The 23,950-nt window shown below is 59.4% G+C and carries 23 protein-coding genes and 1 pseudogene; 10 read left to right on the top strand and 14 right to left on the bottom strand.

Annotation, left to right across the window (positions count from 1 at the left end; translation table 11 throughout):
• Positions 1–105: pseudogene (locus FEZ21_RS13290) on the top strand (putrescine ABC transporter permease PotI); the annotation flags it as partial.
• A 115-nt stretch (positions 106–220) separates the two neighbouring features.
• Here the strand turns inward: FEZ21_RS13290 and FEZ21_RS13285 are convergent.
• Positions 221–784, bottom strand: coding sequence for a DsrE family protein (locus FEZ21_RS13285; protein ID WP_127196890.1), 564 nt, complete (start codon positions 782–784; stop codon positions 221–223).
• A gap of 82 nt (positions 785–866) precedes the next feature.
• On the opposite strand from FEZ21_RS13285, the gene FEZ21_RS13280 reads away from it, so the two are divergent.
• Positions 867–1,178: a hypothetical protein gene (locus tag FEZ21_RS13280; RefSeq protein WP_178092377.1), complete on the top strand. Its 312-nt coding sequence runs from the start codon at positions 867–869 to the stop codon at positions 1,176–1,178.
• Between the two features lie 25 nt (positions 1,179–1,203).
• Positions 1,204–1,401, top strand: a complete 198-nt coding sequence (locus tag FEZ21_RS13275) for a hypothetical protein (protein ID WP_003444652.1) — start codon at positions 1,204–1,206, stop codon at positions 1,399–1,401.
• Between the two features lie 60 nt (positions 1,402–1,461).
• Here FEZ21_RS13275 and FEZ21_RS13270 read toward each other — a convergent pair whose 3' ends face one another.
• Positions 1,462–1,722, bottom strand: coding sequence for a hypothetical protein (locus FEZ21_RS13270; protein WP_003444655.1), 261 nt, complete (start codon positions 1,720–1,722; stop codon positions 1,462–1,464).
• A gap of 188 nt (positions 1,723–1,910) precedes the next feature.
• Between FEZ21_RS13270 and FEZ21_RS13265 the strand changes: the two genes are divergently transcribed.
• Entirely contained in the window at positions 1,911–2,072 is a 162-nt protein-coding gene (locus FEZ21_RS13265; RefSeq protein WP_003444657.1) for a DUF2986 domain-containing protein, read from the top strand.
• Positions 2,073–2,419: 347 nt separating this feature from the next.
• Here FEZ21_RS13265 and FEZ21_RS13260 read toward each other — a convergent pair whose 3' ends face one another.
• The 3 genes from FEZ21_RS13260 to FEZ21_RS13250 all read right to left on the bottom strand — a co-directional run bounded on the left by FEZ21_RS13260 (position 2,420) and on the right by FEZ21_RS13250 (position 5,511).
• Positions 2,420–3,664, bottom strand: coding sequence for a saccharopine dehydrogenase family protein (locus tag FEZ21_RS13260; RefSeq protein ID WP_003444659.1), 1,245 nt, complete (start codon positions 3,662–3,664; stop codon positions 2,420–2,422).
• A gap of 28 nt (positions 3,665–3,692) precedes the next feature.
• A complete protein-coding gene (locus FEZ21_RS13255; RefSeq protein ID WP_003444661.1) occupies positions 3,693–4,790 on the bottom strand; it encodes a carboxynorspermidine decarboxylase in 1,098 nt (365 codons plus the stop codon).
• Positions 4,791–4,962: 172 nt separating this feature from the next.
• Positions 4,963–5,511, bottom strand: coding sequence for an AAA family ATPase (locus tag FEZ21_RS13250; RefSeq protein WP_029613025.1), 549 nt, complete (start codon positions 5,509–5,511; stop codon positions 4,963–4,965).
• Positions 5,512–5,677: 166 nt separating this feature from the next.
• Between FEZ21_RS13250 and FEZ21_RS13245 the strand changes: the two genes are divergently transcribed.
• Complete coding sequence (locus FEZ21_RS13245) at positions 5,678–6,001, top strand: gamma-glutamylcyclotransferase (protein ID WP_029613027.1); 324 nt, start codon at positions 5,678–5,680, stop codon at positions 5,999–6,001.
• Between the two features lie 63 nt (positions 6,002–6,064).
• Here the strand turns inward: FEZ21_RS13245 and FEZ21_RS13240 are convergent, their stop codons facing one another.
• Positions 6,065–6,994 carry a LysR family transcriptional regulator gene (locus tag FEZ21_RS13240; RefSeq protein WP_178092376.1) on the bottom strand — a complete coding sequence of 310 codons (930 nt, stop codon included), beginning with the start codon at positions 6,992–6,994 and terminating at the stop codon, positions 6,065–6,067.
• Between the two features lie 166 nt (positions 6,995–7,160).
• On the opposite strand from FEZ21_RS13240, the gene FEZ21_RS13235 reads away from it, so the two are divergent.
• Positions 7,161–8,171 carry an NAD(P)-dependent alcohol dehydrogenase gene (locus FEZ21_RS13235; protein ID WP_003444674.1) on the top strand — a complete coding sequence of 337 codons (1,011 nt, stop codon included), beginning with the start codon at positions 7,161–7,163 and terminating at the stop codon, positions 8,169–8,171.
• A 180-nt stretch (positions 8,172–8,351) separates the two neighbouring features.
• On the opposite strand, the gene FEZ21_RS13230 is transcribed toward FEZ21_RS13235, so the two are convergent.
• Positions 8,352–8,837, bottom strand: coding sequence for a GNAT family N-acetyltransferase (locus FEZ21_RS13230; protein WP_160627411.1), 486 nt, complete (start codon positions 8,835–8,837; stop codon positions 8,352–8,354).
• 109 nt (positions 8,838–8,946) lie between these two features.
• Positions 8,947–10,164, bottom strand: coding sequence for a Xaa-Pro peptidase family protein (locus tag FEZ21_RS13225; RefSeq protein ID WP_127196895.1), 1,218 nt, complete (start codon positions 10,162–10,164; stop codon positions 8,947–8,949).
• A gap of 159 nt (positions 10,165–10,323) precedes the next feature.
• Between FEZ21_RS13225 and FEZ21_RS13220 the strand changes: the two genes are divergently transcribed.
• The gene (locus FEZ21_RS13220) at positions 10,324–10,890 is read left to right on the top strand and encodes a helix-turn-helix domain-containing protein (RefSeq protein WP_003444682.1); all 567 of its coding nucleotides are present in this window, start codon (positions 10,324–10,326) and stop codon (positions 10,888–10,890) included.
• 263 nt (positions 10,891–11,153) lie between these two features.
• Positions 11,154–12,755 carry an ABC transporter substrate-binding protein gene (locus tag FEZ21_RS13215; RefSeq protein WP_160627409.1) on the top strand — a complete coding sequence of 534 codons (1,602 nt, stop codon included), beginning with the start codon at positions 11,154–11,156 and terminating at the stop codon, positions 12,753–12,755.
• Positions 12,756–12,834: 79 nt separating this feature from the next.
• Here the strand turns inward: FEZ21_RS13215 and FEZ21_RS13210 are convergent, their stop codons facing one another.
• The 5 genes from FEZ21_RS13210 to FEZ21_RS13190 form a co-directional block, all read right to left on the bottom strand.
• Complete coding sequence (locus FEZ21_RS13210; RefSeq protein ID WP_160627407.1) at positions 12,835–14,589, bottom strand: acyl-CoA dehydrogenase; 1,755 nt, start codon at positions 14,587–14,589, stop codon at positions 12,835–12,837.
• A 61-nt stretch (positions 14,590–14,650) separates the two neighbouring features.
• Positions 14,651–15,892, bottom strand: coding sequence for a thiolase family protein (locus FEZ21_RS13205; RefSeq protein ID WP_003444688.1), 1,242 nt, complete (start codon positions 15,890–15,892; stop codon positions 14,651–14,653).
• Entirely contained in the window at positions 15,889–17,772 is a 1,884-nt protein-coding gene (locus tag FEZ21_RS13200) for a feruloyl-CoA synthase (protein WP_160627405.1), read from the bottom strand. Before FEZ21_RS13200 ends, FEZ21_RS13205 begins: the two co-directional genes overlap by 4 nt.
• Positions 17,773–17,931: 159 nt before the next feature.
• Positions 17,932–19,380 (bottom strand): aldehyde dehydrogenase, encoded by a 1,449-nt coding sequence (locus FEZ21_RS13195; RefSeq protein WP_003444691.1) that lies wholly within the window; start codon positions 19,378–19,380, stop codon positions 17,932–17,934.
• 109 nt (positions 19,381–19,489) lie between these two features.
• Positions 19,490–20,320, bottom strand: coding sequence for a p-hydroxycinnamoyl CoA hydratase/lyase (locus FEZ21_RS13190; RefSeq protein WP_003444693.1), 831 nt, complete (start codon positions 20,318–20,320; stop codon positions 19,490–19,492).
• 214 nt (positions 20,321–20,534) lie between these two features.
• Between FEZ21_RS13190 and FEZ21_RS13185 the strand changes: the two genes are divergently transcribed.
• On the top strand, positions 20,535–21,020 hold the full coding sequence (locus FEZ21_RS13185; protein WP_003444695.1) for a MarR family winged helix-turn-helix transcriptional regulator: 486 nt from the start codon (positions 20,535–20,537) through the stop codon (positions 21,018–21,020).
• Positions 21,021–21,079: 59 nt separating this feature from the next.
• Here the strand turns inward: FEZ21_RS13185 and FEZ21_RS13180 are convergent, their stop codons facing one another.
• Positions 21,080–22,402 carry an OprD family porin gene (locus FEZ21_RS13180; protein WP_165439693.1) on the bottom strand — a complete coding sequence of 441 codons (1,323 nt, stop codon included), beginning with the start codon at positions 22,400–22,402 and terminating at the stop codon, positions 21,080–21,082.
• Positions 22,403–22,731: 329 nt separating this feature from the next.
• On the opposite strand from FEZ21_RS13180, the gene mhpT reads away from it, so the two are divergent.
• Positions 22,732–23,949 (top strand): 3-(3-hydroxy-phenyl)propionate transporter MhpT, encoded by a 1,218-nt coding sequence (gene mhpT, locus FEZ21_RS13175; RefSeq protein ID WP_160627404.1) that lies wholly within the window; start codon positions 22,732–22,734, stop codon positions 23,947–23,949.
• Position 23,950 lies beyond the last annotated feature (1 nt).

Genomic DNA, 23,950 nt, shown 5'->3' with positions numbered 1-23,950 from the left:
GAAGAACACCGCAAAAAGGCGATTCAGCAAGCCATCGACGAAGCCTCGGCCGAGTCCTGGAAACAACCTGATGTACGTCGTCCGAAATCGCTGACAGCGGTTTAAGCCAGCGCCATAAAAACCTCGCCTCCTGTGCACAGGAGGCGAGGTTTTTTTATGCCTGGCCAACGCTGCAATCAAACTGTCGGCGCAAGCTCCCCCCGGCGGGGCTGATCCGGTATCACATGGGCATCAGGCTGTATCCCTGGTGCTCCAGGGTCGTAATGGTGGTCAGCGCCGAGAGGGCAGTGGTGACCGATTTGTCGACTTCACTGTAGGCAAAGTGGTGTTCGGCCACCGCCTGACCACACACCGCCACATCGACTCCGGCGTGCCGCAGAGCTGCGATCAGGGGCAAGTTGGGGTTGGCCGTATTGAATCGGGAGCGATAGGCCGCGTCGTCGAGCGCGAGCGCCGTTGCGTCACCGGAGGCAACGGCAACAAATTTCAATTGCGTCAGGGGCACACCCGCTGCCACATAGAGATTGACGGTGCGGGCTACGTGGTCCAGTGCCGGGTTGACGTCTGCGGGGGTTTTAGGCCCCTTGGTCAGGGCAAAAACCACCTTGTAGGTGGCGGTCTTGTCGGGCTGGTAGGCAGCATCTGCCAGCGGGTGGATCTTGCCGTAACCCACAATGGTCGGCGTGGTCCAGAACCCGGGCGCGGTATCGGCCTGCTCGGCCAGCAACTGGCTGCTGGCCAGAGTCAGAAGTGTGAAAGAGACGATTTTGACAACATGGCGCATGGCAATATTCCTCTGTCCGGTTCGGTCTTGTTGTTGATAGCATCGCGCGCTTTAGTCAACGCCGCCAAGAGAATCGAAAAACATGAATAGAGAGCAGGTTCGTACCGCCATTGGGTTCGCACTGATCACATCAGTGATTGCACTGCTTTCGGCGTACGCCCAGACCAATCCCTATAGCGCGGCAGGATGGTTGCTGGAGTCGAAGCTGCTGGCATCGCTCTGGCTTGAGGCATTGCCGCTCGCAGCCATTCTGGTGCTGATTCTTGCCACGCCCTGGTATCTGGTGAAGCTTTTCAGGCGTCTGCGCAGCAAATTAACTGCGCCAACCCGGCCTGATCGATCATTGAGCCGAAGCAAACCGCCGCACAGCCGATATTGCGCGTTAAAGTCGTAGCGGTCAGCACCAACAGGAACCACCCATGTCAGACAAACCGCCCGCACAGACAGTCACCGCGGCAGATATAGAAAAATCCATCCAGGCCCTCAACAAAATGGCCGAGCGTCTGTGGGGGGATGGCAGAGAAGCCGAGGCCAAAGCCCTGCTCGATGCGCTGGATGCCCTGAACCGGGCTCTGGACAGGATCCGGATTGGTGAAAATCGGCGCACGCTGCACTGAGGGGGCACGCAACCCTGGACAGCAAACAGGCGGGGCAGGATCACCCCCCCGCCGCTGCCGCTAATGACCTTTTTGCGCGTTCACTACATCCTGCAGGGCTTTGTTGGTGAGGTTGATGCACTTCTGGGTATCACCTGCAGCCTGCGCCTCTTGTGCCGCAACTCTCGCGTCATGGATCTGCCCGAGCAGTGGCTGGCCGATAGTGCCGGAGCTGGCTTTGTAATCGGCCAATTTCTGCAGGTTTATGGTGCACAAATCATCGGCTGCAAAAATCGGAGTGGCGACCAGGGCCGCCAGAACCAACAAAACTGAGCGTTTCATAAGACTCTCGATTATTTAAGGACTGGAGTTTGACTATAGACCCGGTTTGACCCGGGCATCGAGCTCCACCCAATGACAGGTTGAGCCCCTGCAAAGAGCCGAACCGGCGGTACTAAACGTGGCACCGCCATCGGGCCCGGTGTTTTAAACTGATATCATTGAGGAATGTACAAGCTGAGTAGAAAAGCATGAACCGTCGTAAAAAGATCAAGCAGTTGCTCAAGGCCCACGCAAAAAAGGCCAGTGCCAAACTGGCCCCGCAAAACAAGAGCAAATACATTTGTAAAGCTGACCGTTTGAAGCTGGCTGCAGAGTCCGCCCAGGACGACGTCACCACCTCTGAAAGCTGATCCATACACCCCCCGGCAAATTCCCCCGCCCCATCCTGATCAGCACTGGATCATGCTCGAGCCCGGTCGGTATCCCGCCAAACCGGGCATGTCTGCCCTGCTTCGGTATCCATTTCATCTCACTGCAGGCGGCGGCTGACAAAGGGCTCCAGCCTGTTCGAGCCGGGGCGCCAGAAGCCAGTTACAGAACAGAAGGTCAACTTCTCGGAGGGGGGTGTGCCACCGCTCATCACACCCATGGGTGCCAGCGGGATCCGGCAAACTGCACCAATCAAAACGCCGCTTGAAAAGCGGCGTTTTGCGTATCGTGGAACGCGGGCGTGAGGATCACCTGTTATTCAGGAGTCTCAGGCATTGCGATTCCAGGGACGATCACCATTCTCGTCCTTGATCCGGGTCGGCAGACCCATCACGTCCAGCGCGTTGAGGAACGGCTCGGCCGGCAGTTCTTCGACGTTGACCATACGCTGCACGTCCCACTCGCCACGGGCGACCAGAAGCGCCGCGGCCACGGGCGGCACGCCAGCCGTATAGGAGATGCCCTGGCTGTCAGTTTCTGCGTAGGCGTCTTCATGATCGGCGACGTTGTAGATGAACACCTCGCGCGCCTGACCATCCTTGGTACCCTTGACCAGATCACCGATGCAGGTCTTGCCGGTGTATCCGGGAGCCAGCGAGCTCGGGTCAGGCAGTACGGCCTTGACCAGCTTCAACGGCACCACTTCCAGGCCCTCGGCGGTCTTGACCGGCTGCTCGGAGAGCAGGCCGAGGTTTTTCAGCACGGTGAACACGTTGATGTAGTGTTCGCCAAAGCTCATCCAGAACCTTACGTTGGGCACGTCAAGATTCTTCGACAGGGAATGAACTTCGTCATGGCCGGTCAGGTACAGGTTCTGCTCTCCGACAACCGGCAGGTCGTCGGTGCGCTTGACTTCGAACATGGTGTTGCTTGTCCACTGGCTGTTCTGCCAGCTCCACACCTGTCCGGTAAATTCACGGAAGTTGATTTCAGGGTCGAAATTGGTAGCGAAATACTTGCCATGTGAACCGGCATTGACATCAAGAATATCGATTGAATCAATGCGGTCGAAATACTGTTGCTTGGCCAGTGCTGCATAGGCGTTGACCACGCCCGGATCGAAACCTACACCGAGGATGGCGGTGATGTTTTTCTCTTTGCATTCCTCGAGATGGTTCCACTCGTAGTTGCCATACCAGGGCGGCGTCTCGCAGACTTTGCCCGGCTCTTCATGGATGGCGGTGTCCAGGTAAGCCACGCCGGTATCGATGCAGGCACGCAGCACCGACATGTTGAGAAACGCGGAACCGACGTTGATCACGATCTGCGATTCGGTTTCGAGAATAAGAGCCTTGGTCGCTTCCACGTCCAGGGCGTTTAGCGTGAAAGCCTTGATTTCGGCAGGCAGTTTGAGGCTGCCCTTGGCCTTGACGCTATCGATGATGGCCTGGCATTTGGAGATGTTGCGCGACGCGATAGCAATCCGACCGAGTTCGTCGTTGTGCTGCGCGCATTTGTGGGCCACCACCTTGGCGACACCTCCTGCACCAATGATAAGAACGTTCTTTTTCAATTGCTTTATCTCTCCTTTATCCGCCAGCTTACGAAAGGCTGGACAGGTAGTCTTCGTAACCAAATTCACGAACCACTTCGACTGTACCGTCGAGTTGTTTCACTACGATGGACGGCATTTTCAGGCCGTTGAACCAGTTTTTCTTGACCATGGTGTAGCCCGCGGTGTCGATGAACGACAGCCGATCGCCGATGGTCAACGGACGATCAAATTGGTATTCGCCAAAAATGTCCCCGGCCAGGCAGGATTTTCCGCACACCATGTAGGTGTGTTCGCCGTCGCTTGGCGCCAGCTTGGCGTTGAGGCGATAGATCAGCAGGTCCAGCAGGTGGGCTTCGATGGAGCTGTCTACCACGGCCAGGTGCTTGCCGTTGTAAAGGGTGTCGAGCACTGTGACTTCCAGCGAGGCGCTGTTGGTGATAGCGGCTTCGCCCGGCTCCAGGTAAACCTGCACGCCATACTTGTGCGAGAACGCTTTGAGGCGGGCGCAGAACGCGTCCAGGGCATAGCCTTCACCGGTAAAGTGAATGCCGCCACCGAGGCTGACCCACGTGACCTTGTGCAGCAGCTCGCCGAAGCGTTCTTCGATGGTGCACAGCATCTGGTCGAACAGCTCAAAGTCACCGTTCTCGCAGTTGTTGTGGAACATGAAACCGGAAATCTGGTCGATGACGCCTTCGATCTTCACCGGGTCCCATTCACCCAGGCGGCTGAACGGGCGCGCCGGATCGGCCAGCAGGTAGTCGGAGCTGCTGACTTGCGGGTTGACCCGCAGGCCGCGGATCTTGCCTTCGGAGCGCTCGGCAAAACGCTGCAGCTGACCAATGGAGTTGAAGATGATCTTGTCGCAGTTGGCGAGCATCTCTTCAATTTCATCATCGGCCCAGGCCACGCTATAGGCGTGGGCTTCGCCTTCGAACTTCTGGCGACCGAGCTTCAACTCGTACAGCGACGACGATGTGGTGCCGTCCATGTATTGCTGCATCAAGTCGAACACCGACCAGGTGGCAAAGCACTTGAGTGCCAGCAGGGCCTTGGCCCCGGACTGCTCGCGCACATAGGCGATCTTCTGCATGTTCTTGAGCAGTTTCTGTTTATCGATCAGGTAGTACGGCGTTTTGATCATTTCGAGGCGACTCCAGCAAGGCCAGCCAAAAAAGGATGCGCATTGTGCCTTCACTAACCGGATATCGAAAGAGCAAAAGCCCAGTTCCAAATGTCGCCCGCCCGAGCGGTACTGCAACCCTGCTGGCAAACCCCGGGCAATCCTGGTTGCTCAGAGGGTCGTAGCGCTGGATTCATATGATTGACGGTGCAGGGTTCAATCCGTTGATTGCATCCCGTATATGTCGTAGCCGATCTGTAACCGATATGTCCCCCTCAAGCTTCAACACAGTACAGGCAAGCCCGGACAGCCATTGCCGATGCCTGGCCAGGCTACGCCCCGGAACACTTCCTTGATCATACTGAGCTGCCCAGGCCAGAAACTCCGGCTTCGCCTCACCGAAGCGCTTTACCTCGCGACGTTTCAGCCTCTCTAATCTGAGTTCAACTGGAACATAAAGGAACACCACAAGATCAAATTCGCTCTCAAGGGGTTGACCCCAACCCATGACTGATCCCGCAACGACTGCACGGCCATGGCAGTGCATTTGTTGTAACAAGCGCTCTGCTCGTTGCGTCTTGTCTGCCAACTGCTGATAGGGCGGATTACCGGGCAGCCACAAAAAATCATCCGCTTCCAAGTGGGTCGTATTCAGTTCCTTTGCCAAAGCATCTGCCAGGGTCGTGGTGCCGCTACCAGCCGCGCCTGTAATCAGGATGTAACGTGGCGTATCTTTTGTCATTTCACTTCCAGCCTGTCTGAAACAAGTTTGCCAGCGCCCATACATCACCAGTGTCCAGACGATTTGACAGATTGGCGCAGATATTATCGAGCCACTGAGTTTCTGATTGATTTGTCCCCTGCCCATAAGTCAGGATTCCGCCCTTTTGATTGAGCGGGGAACACATATGGAGCGTCTATTCGTCTATGGGACCTTGGGGCCAGGAAGGCCAAATGAGCACGTGATGTCAAACATTGGCGGCGTATGGGAGTCCGCCTCGCTCAAGGGACGCTTGGTACAGGCAGGCTGGGGAGCAGACCTGGGATTCCCTGGTCTGGTTATTGCCGAGGATGGCGATGATATTCATGGCCATCTCTTCTGCTCTGAAAATTTCGCCCGCCACTGGCCGGCACTGGACGATTTTGAAGGCGCCGAATATCAACGTGTCCTGACCAGCGTGACTCTGGATAATGGTGCTCAAGTGAGTGCTTATGTCTATGCCCTGCGTTAACCATTGAAAGCCAGGGCGCTGCTGCATGACTGCTTTGCTGACCAATAGCTGCCCTTTGCGCGCCTAAGCCCCGCTGGTCTTTTGCTCAAGCCATAAAGGATAAAGCAGCGCAAACCTCTGGCTCACCCAGTCGACAAATGCATGCACCTGCGGGGCAAGGTACGTTCTGCTGGGGTACAACACGGACACCGGGCGCGGTCTTGGCCGATAGTTCTCGAGTACTTCCACCAAAGAACCATCAGCCAGATACCGCTCCAGCGCGATCCCCGGTGCCTGAAGAATGCCAAAACCGGCCACGCCACATTGCACATAGGTGCTGGACTCATTGACGACGATGCCACGGTGGCTGACGTAGCCCCTGTCGATGCCGCCATTGGAGAACTGCCAGGGGAGCGGTCGCTGGTTCTGACCGGACAGAAAACTGATGCAACGGTGAGAATCCAGCTCCTGCAGAGTATGCGGCGCGCCGAACTCCTGGATATATCCAGGCGCCGCGCACGTCACCATGGTTGCCATGCCGATACGCCGGGCCACCAGACTGGAGTCCGGTAACTCTCCGATCCTGAGCGCGCAATCCACCCCTTCGGCGACCAAATCCACGGTACGGTCGGTAACCCCCAATGCCATTTCGATTTGCGGATGACGGTTGCTGAACTCTCTCAGACTTGTGATGAATGCAGGCTGGGAAAGCGCCGATGGAATATCAACCCGCAGTTTTCCTCGAAGGGATGCCCCGGCAACATCGAACATCGACGTTGCCTGAGCGAGGCGACCGAGAATATCCATGACCCGTTCGTAAAACTGCTCCCCCTCTGTCGTCAGTCGCACTTGTCGGGTTGTGCGCTGAAAAAGTCTCACGCCAAGAGATGCTTCCAGTTCCTGTATGGCCCGGGTGACCTGAGGGCGTCCCAATTGTGTGGCATCAGCGGCTTTGGTGAAGCTTCCAAGCTCGGCAACACGCACAAAAACTTGCATTGATTGCAGCAGTTCCATACACCCTCGCTCAGATTTTGTTGCTGCTTAAGGTATCAACCCTAGGCCATTGTTGCCGTTAGAGACAACAGTCTTGTCCTGGCTGAAGCATTTATTGCCACTGACTCAGGGGTAACAATGGCCGCACTCCACCAGATCTGACTGGTGGCCTTTAAGGAGAAACAATATGAAAGCCTGGCTTCTGAATGATTTTGGTCTCGACAATTTAGTCCTTGGTGACACCCCCACGCCGGAACCCAAGGCCGGAGAGTTGCTGGTCAAGGTTGGCGCCGTTTCCCTCAACTTCCGCGACAAAGCCATCGTCGATGGCATTTACGAACCACATAAAGTGCCCAAACCGCTGATTCCCGTGAGCGATGCAGCAGGAACCGTAGTCGCTGTGGGTGAAGGTGTCAGCCGATTCAAACTTGGCGACCGGGTAAACTCGCATTTGTATTCACGCTGGATTGATGGCGCCCCTGCTTCGGACGAACCCGATTACTGCTTTGGCTCGCCCCTGCCTGGGGGCCTGGCCGAGTACATGATCATTCACGAGGATAGCGCTGTGCGCGCACCCGACAACATGTCGGACGAAGAAGCCTCGACACTGCCTATCGCCGCGCTTACTGCCTGGTATTCACTGGTGGACTACGGCCAGATCAAACCCGGAGAAACCGTACTCGTGCAGGGTACTGGCGGCGTGTCGATCTTCGCCGTTCAACTGGCTGCTGCGCTGGGTGCCAAAGTGATTGTCACGTCGAGCAATGACGCCAATCTGCAGGCTGCCATGCAACTGGGTGCAGTCAGCGGGGTGAACTACAGGACCCACCCGCAATGGCATGAGCAAGTGCTCAAGCTCACCGACGGCAAGGGGGTCGATCTGCTTCTGGACGTTGCCGGCGGCAATGGCTTGAATCAGTCCATCGCAGCGACCAAGGCCGCAGGCAAGATCGCACAAATCGGCTTCCTGACAGGGCAGACCACCGAGCTTGGCCTGATGCCGTTGATTTTCCGGCAGACCACCATACGCGGCATCGCAGTCGCCCCGCGCTCGTCCTTCGACCGTATGAACGCCTTCCTCAACGAAAACCAAATCCGGCCAGTCATCGATAAGGTCTACCCCTTTGAAGAGGCACGCCAGGCGTACGAACACTTGGCGAGGGGCGCTTTCGGCAAGGTAGTGATCAAGATTGCTTGAGGGGGTGAATTGATATTGCCGGAGAGAAACCGGCGCACTTCCTTGCAGCCCTGAACCGGAAAGAAGCGACCGGGCTGCGCTCAGGTTTGTAGCCGGGCATGTCGCATGCCCGGCCTCCTCGCTACCTTCCGCTGGCCAGACATGCTTGCTTTCTGGGGAGATCGCCAGATCTTTTAATTGCTACTGATTGCCCTGCAATTCAAGCTCCATGTGAATGATTTCTATGGGTTGCCCACCCACACCGTGACTGAAAACACCGTGCTTTTGTGTCACAAAGCCATGCTTTTTGTAGAAGCCTTGCGCATTCAAGGTCGACTCCACCTTTATAAAGCGGATGCCAGGCCCACGTGCATTATCAATACCTGTCTTGAGCAAATGCGCACCAAGCCCCTGGCTGGATGCCTCGCGAAGCAGGAATAGCCGCGTCACCTCTCCTGGCTCTGAATCGACAAAGCCAACGATCCTTCCCAGTTGCAGGGCCACGACCATCCGCCCTTGTTTTATCAGTTGCTCATAAAATTCCGGGGTTCTTTCGCCCATCCAGCCATTGAGTTGCTCCGGGGTATAGAGTCCGTTCGACAGCTCGGCTATCGACTGCCAGGTGACATGGAAAATAGCCTGGCCATCTCCAGGTTGTGCAGCCCGAAGGGTAAATTGCTTTTGCATGCCCGCTACTCCTTGTTGTCGGGATTCAGGGGGCCTGGCTGGTTTGCCAGACACGCTTCATGACAGCGCCCATTTCCAACCAAAGCCCCCCCCGGTGCAAGGCCTGCCCTCAGGCCTGAAGCCCGAACGGGTCGTCTACAGAATGGCTCGGCCGGGTAAACCAGCGCGGGCCAGTGGCTGTCATGTAGAAATGATCTTCCAGGCGAATGCCGAACTCGCCCGGGATGCAAATCATTGGTTCATTGGAGAAGCACATGCCCTCGGCCAGCGGCGTCAGGTCACCACGCACCAGGTAAGGCCCTTCGTGAATGTCCAGGCCGATGCCATGTCCGGTGCGGTGCGGCAAGCCGGGTAACTGGTAGTCCGGGCCGAGACCGGCGGCTTCCAGGGCGAGACGCGCGGCGGCATCCACCACCTGGCAGGGTTCACCCAGGCGTGCAGCGTCGAAGGCGGCCAGCTGGGCGGTTTTTTCCAGGTTCCACAGGGCGCGCTGGCGGTCGCTCGGGGTGCCGAACACGTAACTGCGAGTGATATCCGACTGATAGCCGTGGAGCAGGCAACCCGTGTCGATCAGCACCATGTCGCCGTCCTTGAGCACCTGCGCGTGCTTTACGCCGTGGGGGAAAGCACTGGCCTCGCCGAACAGCACGATGCAGAAGGTCGAACCCGGTGCGCCCACCTTGCGGTGCGCCTCACGGATGAACTCGGCAACCTCGGTGGTACTGATGCCTGCGCGCAGGATGCTGGCGGCAGCCTTTTGCACTTCCAGGGTCATGTCTTTGGCACGCTGCATCAGCGCCAGCTCGGTAGCGGACTTGTGATAGCGACACAGGTTCGTCACGCAAGAAGCGTCGACGAACTTTAAGTCCGATCCGAGGCGGCGGATGCCATCGAACATGAAAAATGCCAGGGACGGGCACAGGCCCACCACTGCATCGGCGGCGACCCCCATTGCAGCGAGCATATCGAGCAGCAGGCGGTAGGGACTCTCGTGCTCCTGCCAGCCATGAATAAACCCGTCCACCTCGCGGAAGTCGCGAATGGTGCCCTCCTCGAATGCCGGAGCGATATAGGCCAGCGCTCCGTTGGCGGGCAGCACGGCACCGACCATGCGCTCGCTCGGGCTCCACTTCACCCCGGTGAAGTAGTACAGGTTACTGCCAGCGTTCAGGTAGAGGGCGGCGATACCCTGCTCTCGCATCAGGCCCTGGGCCTTGGCAATGCGCGACTGGTATTCGTCGAGGCCGACAGGCTTCATGCCCTCGGTCATCTGCGCCAGGCCAGCCAGCGCCTGTTCCGGAGTTTTGCCACCTACACCCACTGTCATCTCGTTCTCCCGAATTATGCTGCAGTGGGCGAAATTTAAGCCTGACTTAAAAAACCGTCAATCCATATTTTTAGTGGCGCTTAATTCCAGTAAGGCGAAAAACGTTTTTCCAGTGCCCCGCCCGTTATACTGGCGCCTTTCAAAATACGAGCCACGCCAATGACCGTAGAACAGATCGGTGAACGGCTGCGCCGCTACCGCCGCGCCGCCAACAAGACCCTGAAACAAGTGGCCACTGAGTCAGGCCTGACAGCCAGCTTCTTGTCCCAGGCGGAACGTAACCTCACTGGCGTGTCCATCTCCTCGCTGGCGCGAATCGCAAAATCCCTGGGCGTTGCGCTCAACACCCTGTTCGACCAGCCCGCCCAGCCCCAGCCCGACTCCCACCAGGGCCAGCGCGTACGCTATAGCATCGGTAGCCAGCCGCTGGTCTACGAGCGCCTGTCCAGCAACTTCCCCGGCAACCTGATCAACGCGATGAAGATGACTATGGCAGTGGGCTACCAGTCCGAGCTCATTTGCCACGAAGGCGCAGAGTTTACCTATGTGCTCTGCGGGCAAATCGTCTACGCCATAGATGGCCACAAATACCCGCTTGGCCCGGGCGGGTCGATACATTTCGACTCCACCAGGCCGCATTCCATTGCCAATGCGGGCGACGATGTTGCCGAAGTGCTGGTCGTCACCACCATGGGCGGGTTACTGGACGATCACCCCGCAGCCTGATAGGGCACACTTACAAAAAGTAAGTACCACTTAATTTAAGTTGAAATTAATTTTAGATTAACTTAAATTTTTTCTCGGCCGCTGGCGGCGCGAGTATCCCTCCCCCCCCTTCAGCGCTACCGCCCGAGCCAGGACACCTGCCTTCGGCTGCCTGTTCAAAAATGACGGGCAGCCCACAGCCCGTAAAGCCGCAGGATCAGGTGCATCCCCCAGAAACGGGCTACCTGATCTGCCGCCCTCAAAATAACAACAATGAGGTTCGCATGCGCAAAAAAACCACGCTCAAGACCATGATCGCCGCCGGCCTGATCCTCGGCTGCGGCTTGACCCATGCCGCCAGCAACCTGGTGTTCTGCTCCGAAGGCAGCCCGGCCGGGTTCGACCCGGGCCAATACACCACGGGGACCGACTTCGACGCCTCAGCCGAAACCGTCTTCAACCGGCTGGCGCAGTTCGAGCGTGGCGGCACCAAGGTCGTCCCCGGCCTGGCAACCCGCTGGGACGTTTCTCCCGATGGCCTGACCTACACCTTCCACCTGCGGGACGGGGTCAAGTTCCACACCACCGACTACTTCAAGCCGACCCGCGACTTCAACGCCGACGACGTGCTGTTCACCTTCAACCGCATGCTCGACAAGGACATGCCTTTCCGCAAGGCCTACCCCACCGAATTCCCCTACTTCACGGACATGGGGATGAACGAATACATCACCGGGGTCGAAAAAGTCGACGACCATACCGTCAAGTTCACCCTCAGTACTGTGAACGCAGCCTTCATTCAGAACATGGCCATGAGTTTCGCCTCGATCCAGTCGGCCGAATACGCCGACCAGTTGCTCAAGCAAGGCAAGGCCAAGGACATCAACCAAAAGCCGATCGGCACTGGCCCGTTCGTGTTCAGCAAGTACCAGAAAGACGCGCAGATTCGCTACAAGGGCAACCAGAATTACTGGAAGCCTGAAGACGTGAAGATCGACAATCTGATCTTCGCCATCACCACCGACCCCTCGGTGCGCATGCAAAAACTGAAAAAGAACGAATGCCAGATCACTGCCTACCCGCGCCCGGCCGATATCAAGCCGCTGCAGCAAGACCAGAACCTGCAGATGCCCAGTCAACCAGGCTTCAACCTTGGCTATATCGCCTACAACTTCACCCGCAAGCCGTTCGACAAACTCGAAGTACGCCAGGCGCTGGACATGGCGGTAAACAAGCAAGCCATCATCGACGCTGTTTACCAGGGTGCCGGCCAACTGGCCGTCAACGGGCTGCCGCCGACCCAGTGGTCCTACGACGAGACCATCAAGGACGTCGCCCACAACCCGCAGAAGGCCAGGGAGCTGCTGCAGGCGGCAGGTGTGAAAGAAGGCACAGAAATCACCCTCTGGGCCATGCCGGTGCAACGCCCCTACAACCCCAACGCCAAGCTGATGGCCGAAATGCTGCAGGCCGACTGGGCCAGAATTGGCATCAAGGCCAACATCGTCAGCTACGAATGGGGCGAATACATCAAGCGCGCCCACGCCGGCGAGCACGACGTCATGCTGATCGGCTTTACTGGCGACAACGGTGACCCGGACAACTGGCTGGGCACCCTGTACAGCTGCAACTCGGTCAACGGCAACAACTTCTCCAAGTGGTGCAATGAGGACTACGAAAAACTGGTGAAGGCCGCCGAGGCCACCTCCGATGTGGAAAAGCGCACCGCGCTGTACAAAGAAGCACAGCATCTCCTGAAATCACAGGTGCCTATCACCCCGATCGCCCACTCCACGGTCTACCAGCCGATGCGCACCAGTGTGAAGGACTTCCTGATCAGCCCCTTCGGACTCAGCAGCTTCTACGGTGTGTCCAACCAACAGTGAATGACCGGGGCCGGCCAGGCGGCCCCTTCACCGTCCTCGCACCGGTGAGGACTTTGTCATCCGCGACTTTGACTGAACCTCAGATAAACGCCAACGCTGCCCGCGCCCCACGCACTGCGGCCACACGCTGCTCGGCCTGGGGCAACAGGTAGCTGAAAAAGAACCCGGCGGTTTCCAGCTTGGCGGCGCGGAGCGGGTCATCTTCGGCAAGTTGTCGCGAGACCCGTGCCGCCCGGCCCCAGGCCAGCGCAAGCAGGATCAGGCCGCAAAGCTGGAGGAAGTCCCCGGCAGCTCGATACGGGTACTCTGCATCCTCGAGTGACAGCTCACGCACCTCGCTTACCAGCACTTCAAGGGTGCTGCACAGGCTCGCCAGCTGTTCAGCAAAGTCTGCGCACTCCGGTATATCGGCGCCAAGCCTGGACTCTTCGCGCAACTGCGCCAACAACAGCTCAAAAGCCTGACCCTGATCCCCCAGCACCTTACGCAGGAGCAGGTCGTTGGCCTGTATCTCGTTACTGCCTTCATAGATCATGGCGATGCGACTGTCGCGCAGGGTTTGTTCGATGGCAAATTCGGCGATGTAGCCGTACCCGCCAAACACCTGCAAGGCGTTGCTGGCCTGGCGAAACCCCTGCTCGGTGAAAAACGCCTTGATGATCGGCGTCAGCAACTGCGCCAGTTGTCCGGCTTGTTGTCGCGCCCTTGGCTCAGGCTCATGTTCCGCCTGGTCCAACAGATGCGCGACCCAATAACCGATAGCGCGCAGGCCTTCGCTGGTGGCGCGCAATTCAAGCAGGATGCGACGTATTGCCGGATGGTAATTGATCGGGTCGACAGCCTGCGCCACCACCCCGGCCGGCCTTGACGGTGCGCGCATCTGCTGGCGTTCGGCGCCATAGCTGCGGGCGTTCTGCCAAGCCGCTTCGCAGTGCCCCAGGCCTTGCAGGCCAACATGCAGACGTGCCGAATTCATCATCACGAACATCGCCTTCAGCCCGCGATTGACCTCACCAATCAACCAACCCTGGGCGGCATCGAACACCAGTGAACAAGTAGCGCTGCCCTTGATCCCCATCTTGTGCTCGATGCCATCGCAGAACACGCCGTTGGCCTGGCCGCCATCCAGCAACTTCGGCACCAGGAACAACGAAATTCCGTGGCTGCCGGCTGGTGCTCCCGGTACGCGAGCCAGCACCAGATGCAGGATGTTGCTGGTGAGGTCGTGCTCGCCGCCCGAGATAAACAACTTGTTGCCATCAAGCCGGTAACTCCCGTCGTCCTGAGGCTCTGCGCGACAGCGTAGCAGGCCGACATCACTCCCCGCCTGGGGCTCGGTCAGGCACATGGTGGGCAAGCTTTCGCCGCTGATGATTGCGCGCAGATAGCGCTCCTGCAACCACGGGGCACCGTGGGTTTTCAAACACAGATAGGCGCCGTGGGCGATGCCGGTATACATGGCCCAAGCGTGGTTACTGGCGTAAAGCATCTCTTGCAGCGCCGCGTCGAGCACTTGCGGCAAACCCTGCCCGCCCAGCGTTTCGGCGCAAGCCAAGGCCGGCCAACCACCCTCAACATAGGTCCGATACGCGTCGCAAAATCCGTCCGGGGTGGTGACCCGGCCTTCGCTCAAGTGGCAACCCTGGCGATCGCCACGGCTGTTCAACGGCACCAATACGCCACTGCTGAAGCGCCCGGCTTCTTTGAGTACCTGTACGGCCAGCGGTAAATCCAGCGCCTCGAACACCGGGCTGCGACGCCAGGCCTCGGGCGCCTGCAGCCAGTGTTCAAGAACAAATTGCATATCGCGCAAGGGCGCCTGATAACTCCACATGGCAAACCTCATCCGGTAGAAAACAAGTCACACCCGCCGCTGCGGGCGGGTCGCTAAAACCTCAGGCGCACCAGCCCGGGTTCTCGATCAACAAGGCCATGCCCTGCCCGCCGCCGACACAGGCCGCTGCAATCCCGTAGCGCAGGTTGTGCTCGCGCAGCTGACGGGCCAAGGTCAGCACCAGGCGCAAACCACTGGCAGCCAGCGGGTGACCCAGAGCCAGCGAACCGCCCTGAACGTTGAGACGCGAATGGTCCAGTTCCAATTCCTGTGCCACGGCCAGCACTTGGGCAGCCTGGGCTTCGTTGATTTCGTAACGGCCAATTTGATTCAGCTCCAGGCCGCTGCGTTGCAACAGCAGGCGGATCGCCGGTGCCGGACCTATACCCATGAACTCAGGCGCCACCCCGACCACGGCGCTGGCCCGCAGCAGGGCCAGTGGCGTATCCCGGCAGGCCGAAGTGCGGGCGACCAGCGCCGCCGCCGCACCATCGACCACCGCACAGCTGTTGCCGGCGGTCTGCACCCCGCCTTGGTGCACCGCACGCAGTCGGGCCAAGGCCGCCAGCTCAGCAGGCCGTGGATGGCTGTCTTCACTCACAGTATCGACCCCACGTGGCAGGGTGATGCCGCGCGGCTGGTAACCGTCCAGGTCGAAAGTCTGATGACCTACGGCCACGATCTCCGGCGCCAGCCAGCCCGTTTGCTGCGCCGCCAGCGCCCGCCGATGGCTGTCGCAGGCGTAAGCATCCACAGTTTCACGGCTCAGGCCATAACGTCGCGCCAGATTGTCGGCCGTGGCGATCATGTCCAGCCCGGGGGCCGGATCAAACAGTGCTTCCCAGAGAAAATCCTTGAACTGCACGCTGGCACCGAGGCGAAAACCGCCACGATGGGTGTAGGCCGCAATCGGATTGCGCGACATGGATTCGGCCGCTACGCACAGCGCCAGTTGCACGCCGTCATCCAACTGCCTGGCAGCCTGGTGCAGAAGTTCGAAACCGGTGGCGCAGATGCGCTGCACCCCCAATGCCGGTACCGATTGAGGCACGCCGCTGTAGAGGCCGATATGCCGTGGCAGCAGGTAAGCATCGAAACTGGCCTGGGCCATGGAGCCCGCCAGTACGCTGTCCACCCCTTGCGGATCGACCCCTGCGCGGGCCAACACTTCGCGCCCGACCTTGATTCCCAGGTCGATCGGCGACACCTCGGCCAGCGCACCATTGAAGTCGACCCAGGGTGTACGCAGCGCATCGATGATGGCAGCGTCGGTGAAAACCGAGTACTGACCGCCAGCGCTCACAGCCTGGCCCCCGCGCGTAGAATCGCCGGATCGAGCCCGCGATACAGGGCCTCGACCTGATCGGCACGCCACTGCAACACCGCTCGCTGATTGATCGAACCTTTGTCCGTAATTTCACCGCGGTCGATGGACGCCGGTTCGTCGAGCAATGCGATCCATTCAAGGCGACTGGCATTGCCGCTGGCTTCGCGATTGAGTCGCTGCAACCAGTCGGCGAACCATTCGCGCACTGGCGCGCTGGCCAGCACCTCGGTGTCGCTGGCACTGGCCGAAAGCCCCGACAGCTGTCGGCATTCATACATTCTCGGGAATACCAGCGCCCCCAGGCATTCACGATCCGGCGCGGTCACTACCAAGTCCTGGACATAGGGCGAACCTTCGAGCACGGCGCGACTGCGCAGAGGCCCGACGCTGACAAAGACCCCGGAGGACAGTTTGAAATCTTCGGCGATGCGCCCGTCAAACATCAGCCCCAATTGCGGATCGCGGGGGTCGGCGAGTTTGAGTGCATCACCGGAACAGTAATAGCCCTGATCATCGAACACCTCGGCAGTCTGCTGCGGTGAGCGCCAGTAACCGGGCATGATGTGCGGGCCACGGAAGCGCCCTTCCAGTTTGCCGTCCGCAGGCACCAGACGCACCTCGCAACCCGGCGCCGGCAGGCCTATGTAACCGGCCATGGACAACGGCCCGGTGGTAAAGGTGCAGGATGGCGCGGCCTCGGTCATGCCCAGCCCGGCCATCATCCGGATACGTTCGCCGCAGTGCTGTTCGGCAACCCGGTCCAGACGGTCCCAGACGCTTTGCGACAAACCAGCGGCGGCGAAGAAAAACAGACTGATGCGTTTGAAAAAACATTTCCGCAGTTGCGCATCCTGTTCCAGCGCCGTGACCAGTTCTTCCCAGCCCTTGGGCACCGTCAGGTAAGCGGTGGGCGACAATTCCTTGAGGTTACGCAGCGTTTGCGCGAAACCCTGCGCCGTGGGTTTGCCGTCGTCCAGGTAAAAACTGCCGCCGTTGTAGAGCACGATGCCAATGTTGTGGCTGCCACCAAAGGTGTGGTTCCACGGCAACCAGTCCACCAGCACGGGCGGCTCTTCGCCGAACACCGGGAAGGTCTGCAACAGCATCTGCTGGTTGGCGCAGAGCATGCGTTGGGTCGTGATCACAGCTTTGGGTAAACGAGTGGAACCGGAGGTGAAAAGAAACTTGGCAACGCTGTCCGGGCCCGTGCTGGCAAACGCGGCTTCGGCCTCGGCACCACCCGGCTGCTCAAGCAGGCTGGCGAAGCTCGCCTGGCGGCGCCCCGCAACCTGGCCACGCACCGAAATCATTGGCGTATCGGTTGGTATCACGGCATCGATGGCGCGCTGGTAGGCGGCGGCATCACTGACGAACACCAGGCCCGGTTGCAGCAGGTCGCAAACGTGGCGCAGCTTGGCAAAGTCCTGGGATAGCAGCGAATAGGCCGGCGACACCGGGCAGTAAGGGATGCCCGCGTACATGGCGCCGAAGGCGACCTGCAAATGTTCGAGGTCATTGCCCGAGAGCAGCACCAGAGGCTTGTCTGCCGACAGGCCGTAGCTCAACAGGCTTTGAGCGATGGCCCGGACACTGTCGAGCATCTGGGCGTAACTGATCCGGCGCCAATCACCGCTGGCCTGACGGGCGGCGATAAAGGTCTGCTCGGGACGCTCTTGGGCCCAGTGCACCAGCCGATCGAGCAGCCGCTTGGGCAACTCGGCCAACGGTTCCAGGGAGCGCATGTGCAATACGCCCTGCTGTTCTGTGACCTCGACCGCCGAACAGCCAATGGACACATGGCGATAGCGCGGTGCACCGGCTTGGTCATTGGATTGCGATCTGAATTCGGAACTCACGTGCTTGCTCTCCATCAAGGCACGCTGAAACCAAGCCACACACAGATGACTCGCGGATAGCGTGGCAGCCGTTGGCCGCAACCTTGTTATTGTTATTTCTGCCTTGCACGCGGGCGCTGCGCTTCCAGGGAAGTCGACGCCCGACGTGGCGACGCCTGTTCAGATCGGGTAGTGCCGCGGTCCATTCTGCAAGGTAACCCAACGCAGTTGGGTAAAATGCTCGATCGACGCTTTGCCGCCAAAACTGCCGTAACCGCTCGACTTGACCCCGCCGAAGGGCATATGCGCCTCGTCGTGCACGGTCGGGCCATTGATATGACAGATGCCCGACTCGACCCGTTGCGCCAGCGCCAGGGCACGCCCGGTGTCGCGACTGAATATCGCCGCCGACAAACCGAACTCGGAGTCGTTGGCCAGGCGCAGCAGCGCTTCATCGCCGTCACCGCGCAGCAACACGGCCACTGGGCCGAAGGATTCCTCGCGGTACAGACGCATGCTCTCATTGACGCCGTCGAGCAGGGTCGGCTGCAAAATGCTGCCGTCCAGTTGCCCGCCGACCACCAGCCGCGCGCCCTTGGCCACGGCATCATCGATCAACGCCTTGATGCGCGTCCCGGCACCGGCATCCACCAGTGAGCCGAGTACTGAATCCGTGGCCGCTGGATCACCGGCCCGCAGGGTTGCAACCTTGGCCGCCAGCTTGGCGACGAACGCATCAGCGACTTTGGCGTCGACGATCAGACGCTCGGTGGACATGCAGATCTGCCCCTGATTGAAGTAGGCGCCAAAGGCAGCTGCCTCCACCGCCGCATCCAGGTCAGCGTCATCGAGCACCAAAAACGGCGCCTTGCCGCCCAGTTCCAGCAAAGCGGGTTTGAGGTGGCGCGCCGCGAGTTCACCGACAATGCGCCCGACATGGGTCGAGCCGGTGAAGTTGACCCGTCGCACAGCCGGGTTGGCGATCAACCGCTCGACAATCGCCGCCGCATCCGCCGGAGCGTTGCTGATGACATTGACCACGCCATCGCCCAAGCCTGCGTCTTGCAATACCTGACCGATCAAGCGGTGTGCTGCCGGGCTCAGTTCTGAGGCCTTGAGCACCACGGTGTTGCCACAGGCCAATGGCATGGCGATGGCGCGGGTGCCAAGAATGACCGGGGCGTTCCAGGGAGCGATGCCCAGCACTACGCCGCAAGGCTGGCGCAGGGCCATGGCGAAACTGCCAGGCACATCCGAGGGGATGACTTCGCCGGTGATCTGGGTGGTCATCGACGCCGCCTCGCGCAGCATATTGGCCGCCAGCTTCACGTTGAATCCGTACCAGTTGGCCATGGCCCCGGTCTCGCCGGCAGCCGCGATGAACTCGGCGCTGCACGCCTGCAATTGCTCGGCCGCCTTGAGCAAACGGGAGCGACGCTCATTGGGCGCCAGTGCAGCCCACTCGGGGAACGCCTTCTGGGCCGCGGCCACTGCGGCGTCGGCATCTTCCAGGGTGGCGGCAGCAACCCGCGACACCAGCTCGCCAGTAACCGGGTTACGGCGTTCGAAGGTTCGACCGTCGCGGGCGGGGCACGACTGGCCGCCAATCAACAGGGGCACGTCCAGCATGGTGATTCCTCTTTATTGTCTTTATCGGGAATGCATTTGAGCGATCTAGACCCAGCACCCGGGCGCAACCGCCAGCAGCGGGATGCGCCCGGTAACTCGCCGCCGTGTCTCAGCGTTTGTAGGTTTGCAGGCCAGGCTTGATGCTCTTGTCGTCGAGGAATTGTTTCATGCCCTGCTCACGGCCGCCTTCGGTGTCAAGCAGACGTGACTGATCGAGCTTGGCGTAGAGGTAATCTTCGTTCTGCTCCCACGTCAGTTCGCGACAGCGTTTGAAGCCATGCTTGGCCGCACGCAGAACCACCGGGTTTTTCTCCAGCAGGTTACGCGCCAGCTCTACCGTGACTTCACGCAGTTGCGCCAGGGGCACGCTTTCGTTGACCAGCCCCATCTCGGCGGCTTTCTGCCCACCAAAGGTCTTGCCGGTCATGATGTAGTACAGCGATTGACGATGGCCCACGGTGTCGGCCATGGCTTTGCTCACCAGGTTGCCCGGCGGGATGCCCCAGTTGATTTCCGAAAGGCCGAAGGTCGCTTCGTCGGCGCAGATCGCCAGGTCGCAGGCCACCAACGGACTGAAGCCACCACCAAAGCACCAGCCGTTGACCATGGCAATGGTCGGCTTGGCGTACATGCGCAGCAGTTTCCATTGCCATTGCGACGCTTCGCGACGGATTTTTTCCTGAAGTATCTCCGGGCCGGCGTCCACTTCGCGGAAGTACTCCTTGAGGTCCATGCCCGCAGTCCAGGCCTCGCCGGCGCCGGTCAGCACCAGCACGCCAGCGGCCGGGTCCTGTTCCAGGGTTTCCAGCACATCGATCATTTCCCGGTTCAGGGTCGGGCTCATCGCGTTGCGTTTTTCAGGGCGATTGAGGATGACCCAGGCAATGCCCTCCTCAATCTCGACTTTGACCGTTGTCCAGCGACCTTCGTAGTTGCTCATGATGATGCACTCTTGTTCTTGGCTTGAAGATAGCTAGAAATTAAAGCAGCAATTTAGTTATGTCAATTAACCATTAATAAAATTAACCATTTTTCTATCCCGCTGAAAGAACCTGCCGTAGCACCTTAAAACAACATTGACCATAGCTATCACTGGCCAACCCCGGCAAAATAGATAGCCTTGTTAACCTCCACTTTTTCAGGACTCACCCGCAATGGCCAAGCCTTCACCCCCCGCAGCCCCAAGCGAGTCCCTGCCGCCGCCCCAGATGCAAACCGCACTGGACTCGGCACTGGACGACCTGATCGGCTACGCCATGCGCCGCGCCCAGCTGAAATTATTCCAGAACCTGATTGGTCGCCTTTCGGCCCATGACCTGCGACCCGCGCAATTCTCGGCCCTGGCGATCATCGACCAGAACCCCGGATTGATGCAGGCCGACCTGGCTCGGGCACTGGCCATCGAGCCGCCCCAGGTGGTGCCCCTGCTCAACAAACTGGAAAGTCGCGCGCTGGCGGTACGGGTGCGCTGCAAACCGGATAAACGCTCTTACGGGATCTTCCTCAGCAAGACCGGCGAGACCCTGCTCAAGGAACTCAAGCAGATCGCCGTGCAAAGCGACCTTGACGCCACCGCGGCGCTCGATGGCGAGGAACGCGAAGAGCTGCTGCGCTTGTTGAAGAAGGTCTATCAGGACTGAACACAGACGCCGGCACGCCGCAAAAGGGCGGCCGGCGGAAAATGCTGAGGGACTCGGGGTTACCAGATCTGCAAGGTATAGACCACCAGAAACCGGGTCTGGTTTTCATCGCGAAATGCCGCGCCGCCCGGGAAGTCATTGCGGTAGATCGACTTGCGCGCCAACAGCCCGACGTCTTTCAGCGGGCCGCTCTGCACCACATAGCCCAGCTCCATCTGGAACTCACGCTCTTTGCGGTCTTCAGCGTTGAAGGCTGCCAGCTCGATATTGTCGCCGCGCACATAACGCAACCGCCCCTTCAGACCGGGCACCCCGGACGCCACGAAGTCATAGTCATAGATGGCTTGCCAGGTGCGCTCCTTGGCACTGAGAAAGTCTGAACTCATGGTTAGCTCGCTCATGCCCATCAATTCGGTGCCGCTGATATAAGGGGTTGCCGTGTCTCCACTGGAATGCATGTAACCCAGGCCCAGGCGGTGCCCGCCGAAACGGTAGCTGAACAGTGCCGAGAGGTTGCGGTTGTCCACTGCGCCGGCCTTGGCACTGCCAGCTTCGCGGCTGAAAAAACTGCGCAGGTCGCTGGTGAGCACACCGTCACCCAGCGGCAGGTTATGCAGCAGCGCCAGGGTGTCCTGTTGGTACAGGTCGGCCACCTCGGCATGGTAAGCACGCAGACTGAGATCCTGGTTGACCTGGTAATCGCCTCCCAGGTAGGCCATGTGTGAAGTGGTGGCGGCGCCGTTGAAACGCCCGTTCGGCGAGGCGATGGTCATGGCCTGATAGTCCGTGGAATCGCGCTTGTTGATGCGATCGATGTAGCCAGTGTTCAGGGTCAGGCCGTCGATGTCTCTGGAACTGATGGTGCTGCCGCGAAAGGTTTGGGGTAGCAGTCGCGAGGGGCTGGCAAAGGCGAACGGCAGGAAAATCGACACATCCCCGGATTTCAGTGTGGTTTTGGCAAATCGCAATTTGGCCGTCGGTGCCAGGCGCGAGTAATCATCCGCCGCACGCTTGTCGCCGGCCGACACCGGCAACAGTTCGGTGCCGCTGCGATCCGGCGCGGAATCGAGCTTGACGCCCAATAGCCCCCGGACGTCCAGTCCAAAACCCAGCGGGCCCTCGGTAAACCCCGACTCCATATTCATGATGAAACCCTGAGCCCACTCCTTGGCAGCGGTCTTGGCCCCGCCATCCTGGTATTCACGGTCCAGGTAGTAATTGCGCAGGGTCAAGATGCCATGGGCGTCGTCAATAAAGCCCTCGGCCCGAAGCTGGGTGGGCACAACGCTCAAGCCTAGCAGCATCAGCAATAACCTTGGGTAGATGCTGGACACACAAGCGGCTGACGCCGCCGCAACGGCGTTCGTAGGGATTTTTGGCATGTTCGATGTCCATTTTTTATTGTTGTTTTTTCTACCGGTGCGCGCAGTACAACCGGATTCGCGGACAGAGAATGGAAACAGTCGAAGGCAATCGTCAATCACCAGTGACCGATAATCGAACATTAATATTATTATCTATTTCTCTGGCATATATGAAACTAGACACTTAGTTATTGTTTTATATGGCTTATTTTTGATTTTTTGCGTTACCAAGGGCCAGCTTCATTTTTTAGTTATATTTGTTATCTTAATCGCAGCCGCCCTCTTCAGCGTGCCCACCACGACGGAACGGCTCGACTCCACAATAAAAACAACAATGAGGTTCACCCATGGACACTCCATCACGTCATTCGACGCTGACAATCGCTTTGTGCTTTATCGTTGCGCTGATCGAGGGTTTCGATCTGCAAGCTGCCGGCACTGCTGCCGCCGGGCTGCGTCAGAGTTTTGCCCTGGACCCGAAAATGCTGGGGTGGGTGTTCAGCGCCGGGATCCTCGGCCTGTTGCCCGGGGCATTTTTTGGCGGCTGGATCGCCGATCGCATCGGGCGCAAGAAAATCCTCATCACTGCCGTGCTGCTGTTTGGCCTGTTTTCCCTGTGCACAGCCTATGTGGAGAGCTACTCCAGCCTGTTGCTGGTGCGCTTCATGACCGGCCTGGGCCTGGGCGCCGCCCTGCCTAACCTGATCGCCCTGTGCGCCGAGGCCGTGAGTGAACGCAATCGCGGCACCGCCATCAGCTTCATGTACTGCGGCGTGCCTTTGGGCGGGGCACTTGCGGCGGCGGTGGCAATGTTCTCCAGTGAGCACTGGCAAACCACCTTTATCATCGGCGGCCTGGCGCCCTTGTTGGTCGTGCCGCTGATGGCCCTGCTGCTGCCCGAATCCACTGCCTTCCGCAAACAACACTCAGCAACGGACAACCTGCGACCATCCACTACCCAGGCACTGTTCGGTGAAGGCCGCGCACGCAACACCCTGGCCTTGTGGCTGAGCTACTTCTTCACCCTGACTGTGATGTACATGCTGCTCAACTGGCTGCCGTCATTACTGCTGGAACAAGGCTTCAGTAAATCTCAGGCAGGCATGGTGCAGATGCTGTTCAACATTGGCGGCGCCCTCGGTTCGCTGCTCGGTGGCTTGCTGCTGGATCGTTGCAACAAATTCAAAGTGGTGCTGTTAGTGTATGCCGGGTTACTGGTGGCGCTGGCCGGGGTCGGCTTGTCGATCGGTATCGTACCCATGTCGATTGCCGGGTTTGCCGCCGGGCTGTTTGTCATGGCTGCTCAACTGGTGCTCTACGCCCTGGCGCCACAGTCCTACCCGACCGCAGTGCGCGCCACCGGCGTCGGCGCGGCAGTGGCAATCGGTCGCCTGGGCTCAGTGGCGGGCCCCCTGGCCGCCGGGCAGATCCTTGCCGCCGGAGCCGGCACCAGCGGCGTGCTACTGGCAACCTCACCCGGGCTGGTGATCGCTGCCCTGTCGATCCTCACCGTGATCGCCCGCTCCCGATCGAGCGACAAAGCACAGGTGAAGGCAGCCTGCTGAA

It is taken from the genome of Pseudomonas sp. 9.1(2019) (genome assembly GCF_009910445.1).
In the GTDB taxonomy this organism is placed as follows: domain Bacteria; phylum Pseudomonadota; class Gammaproteobacteria; order Pseudomonadales; family Pseudomonadaceae; genus Aquipseudomonas; species Aquipseudomonas paraversuta.
This window is presented reverse-complemented; position numbering and strand designations above follow the sequence as displayed.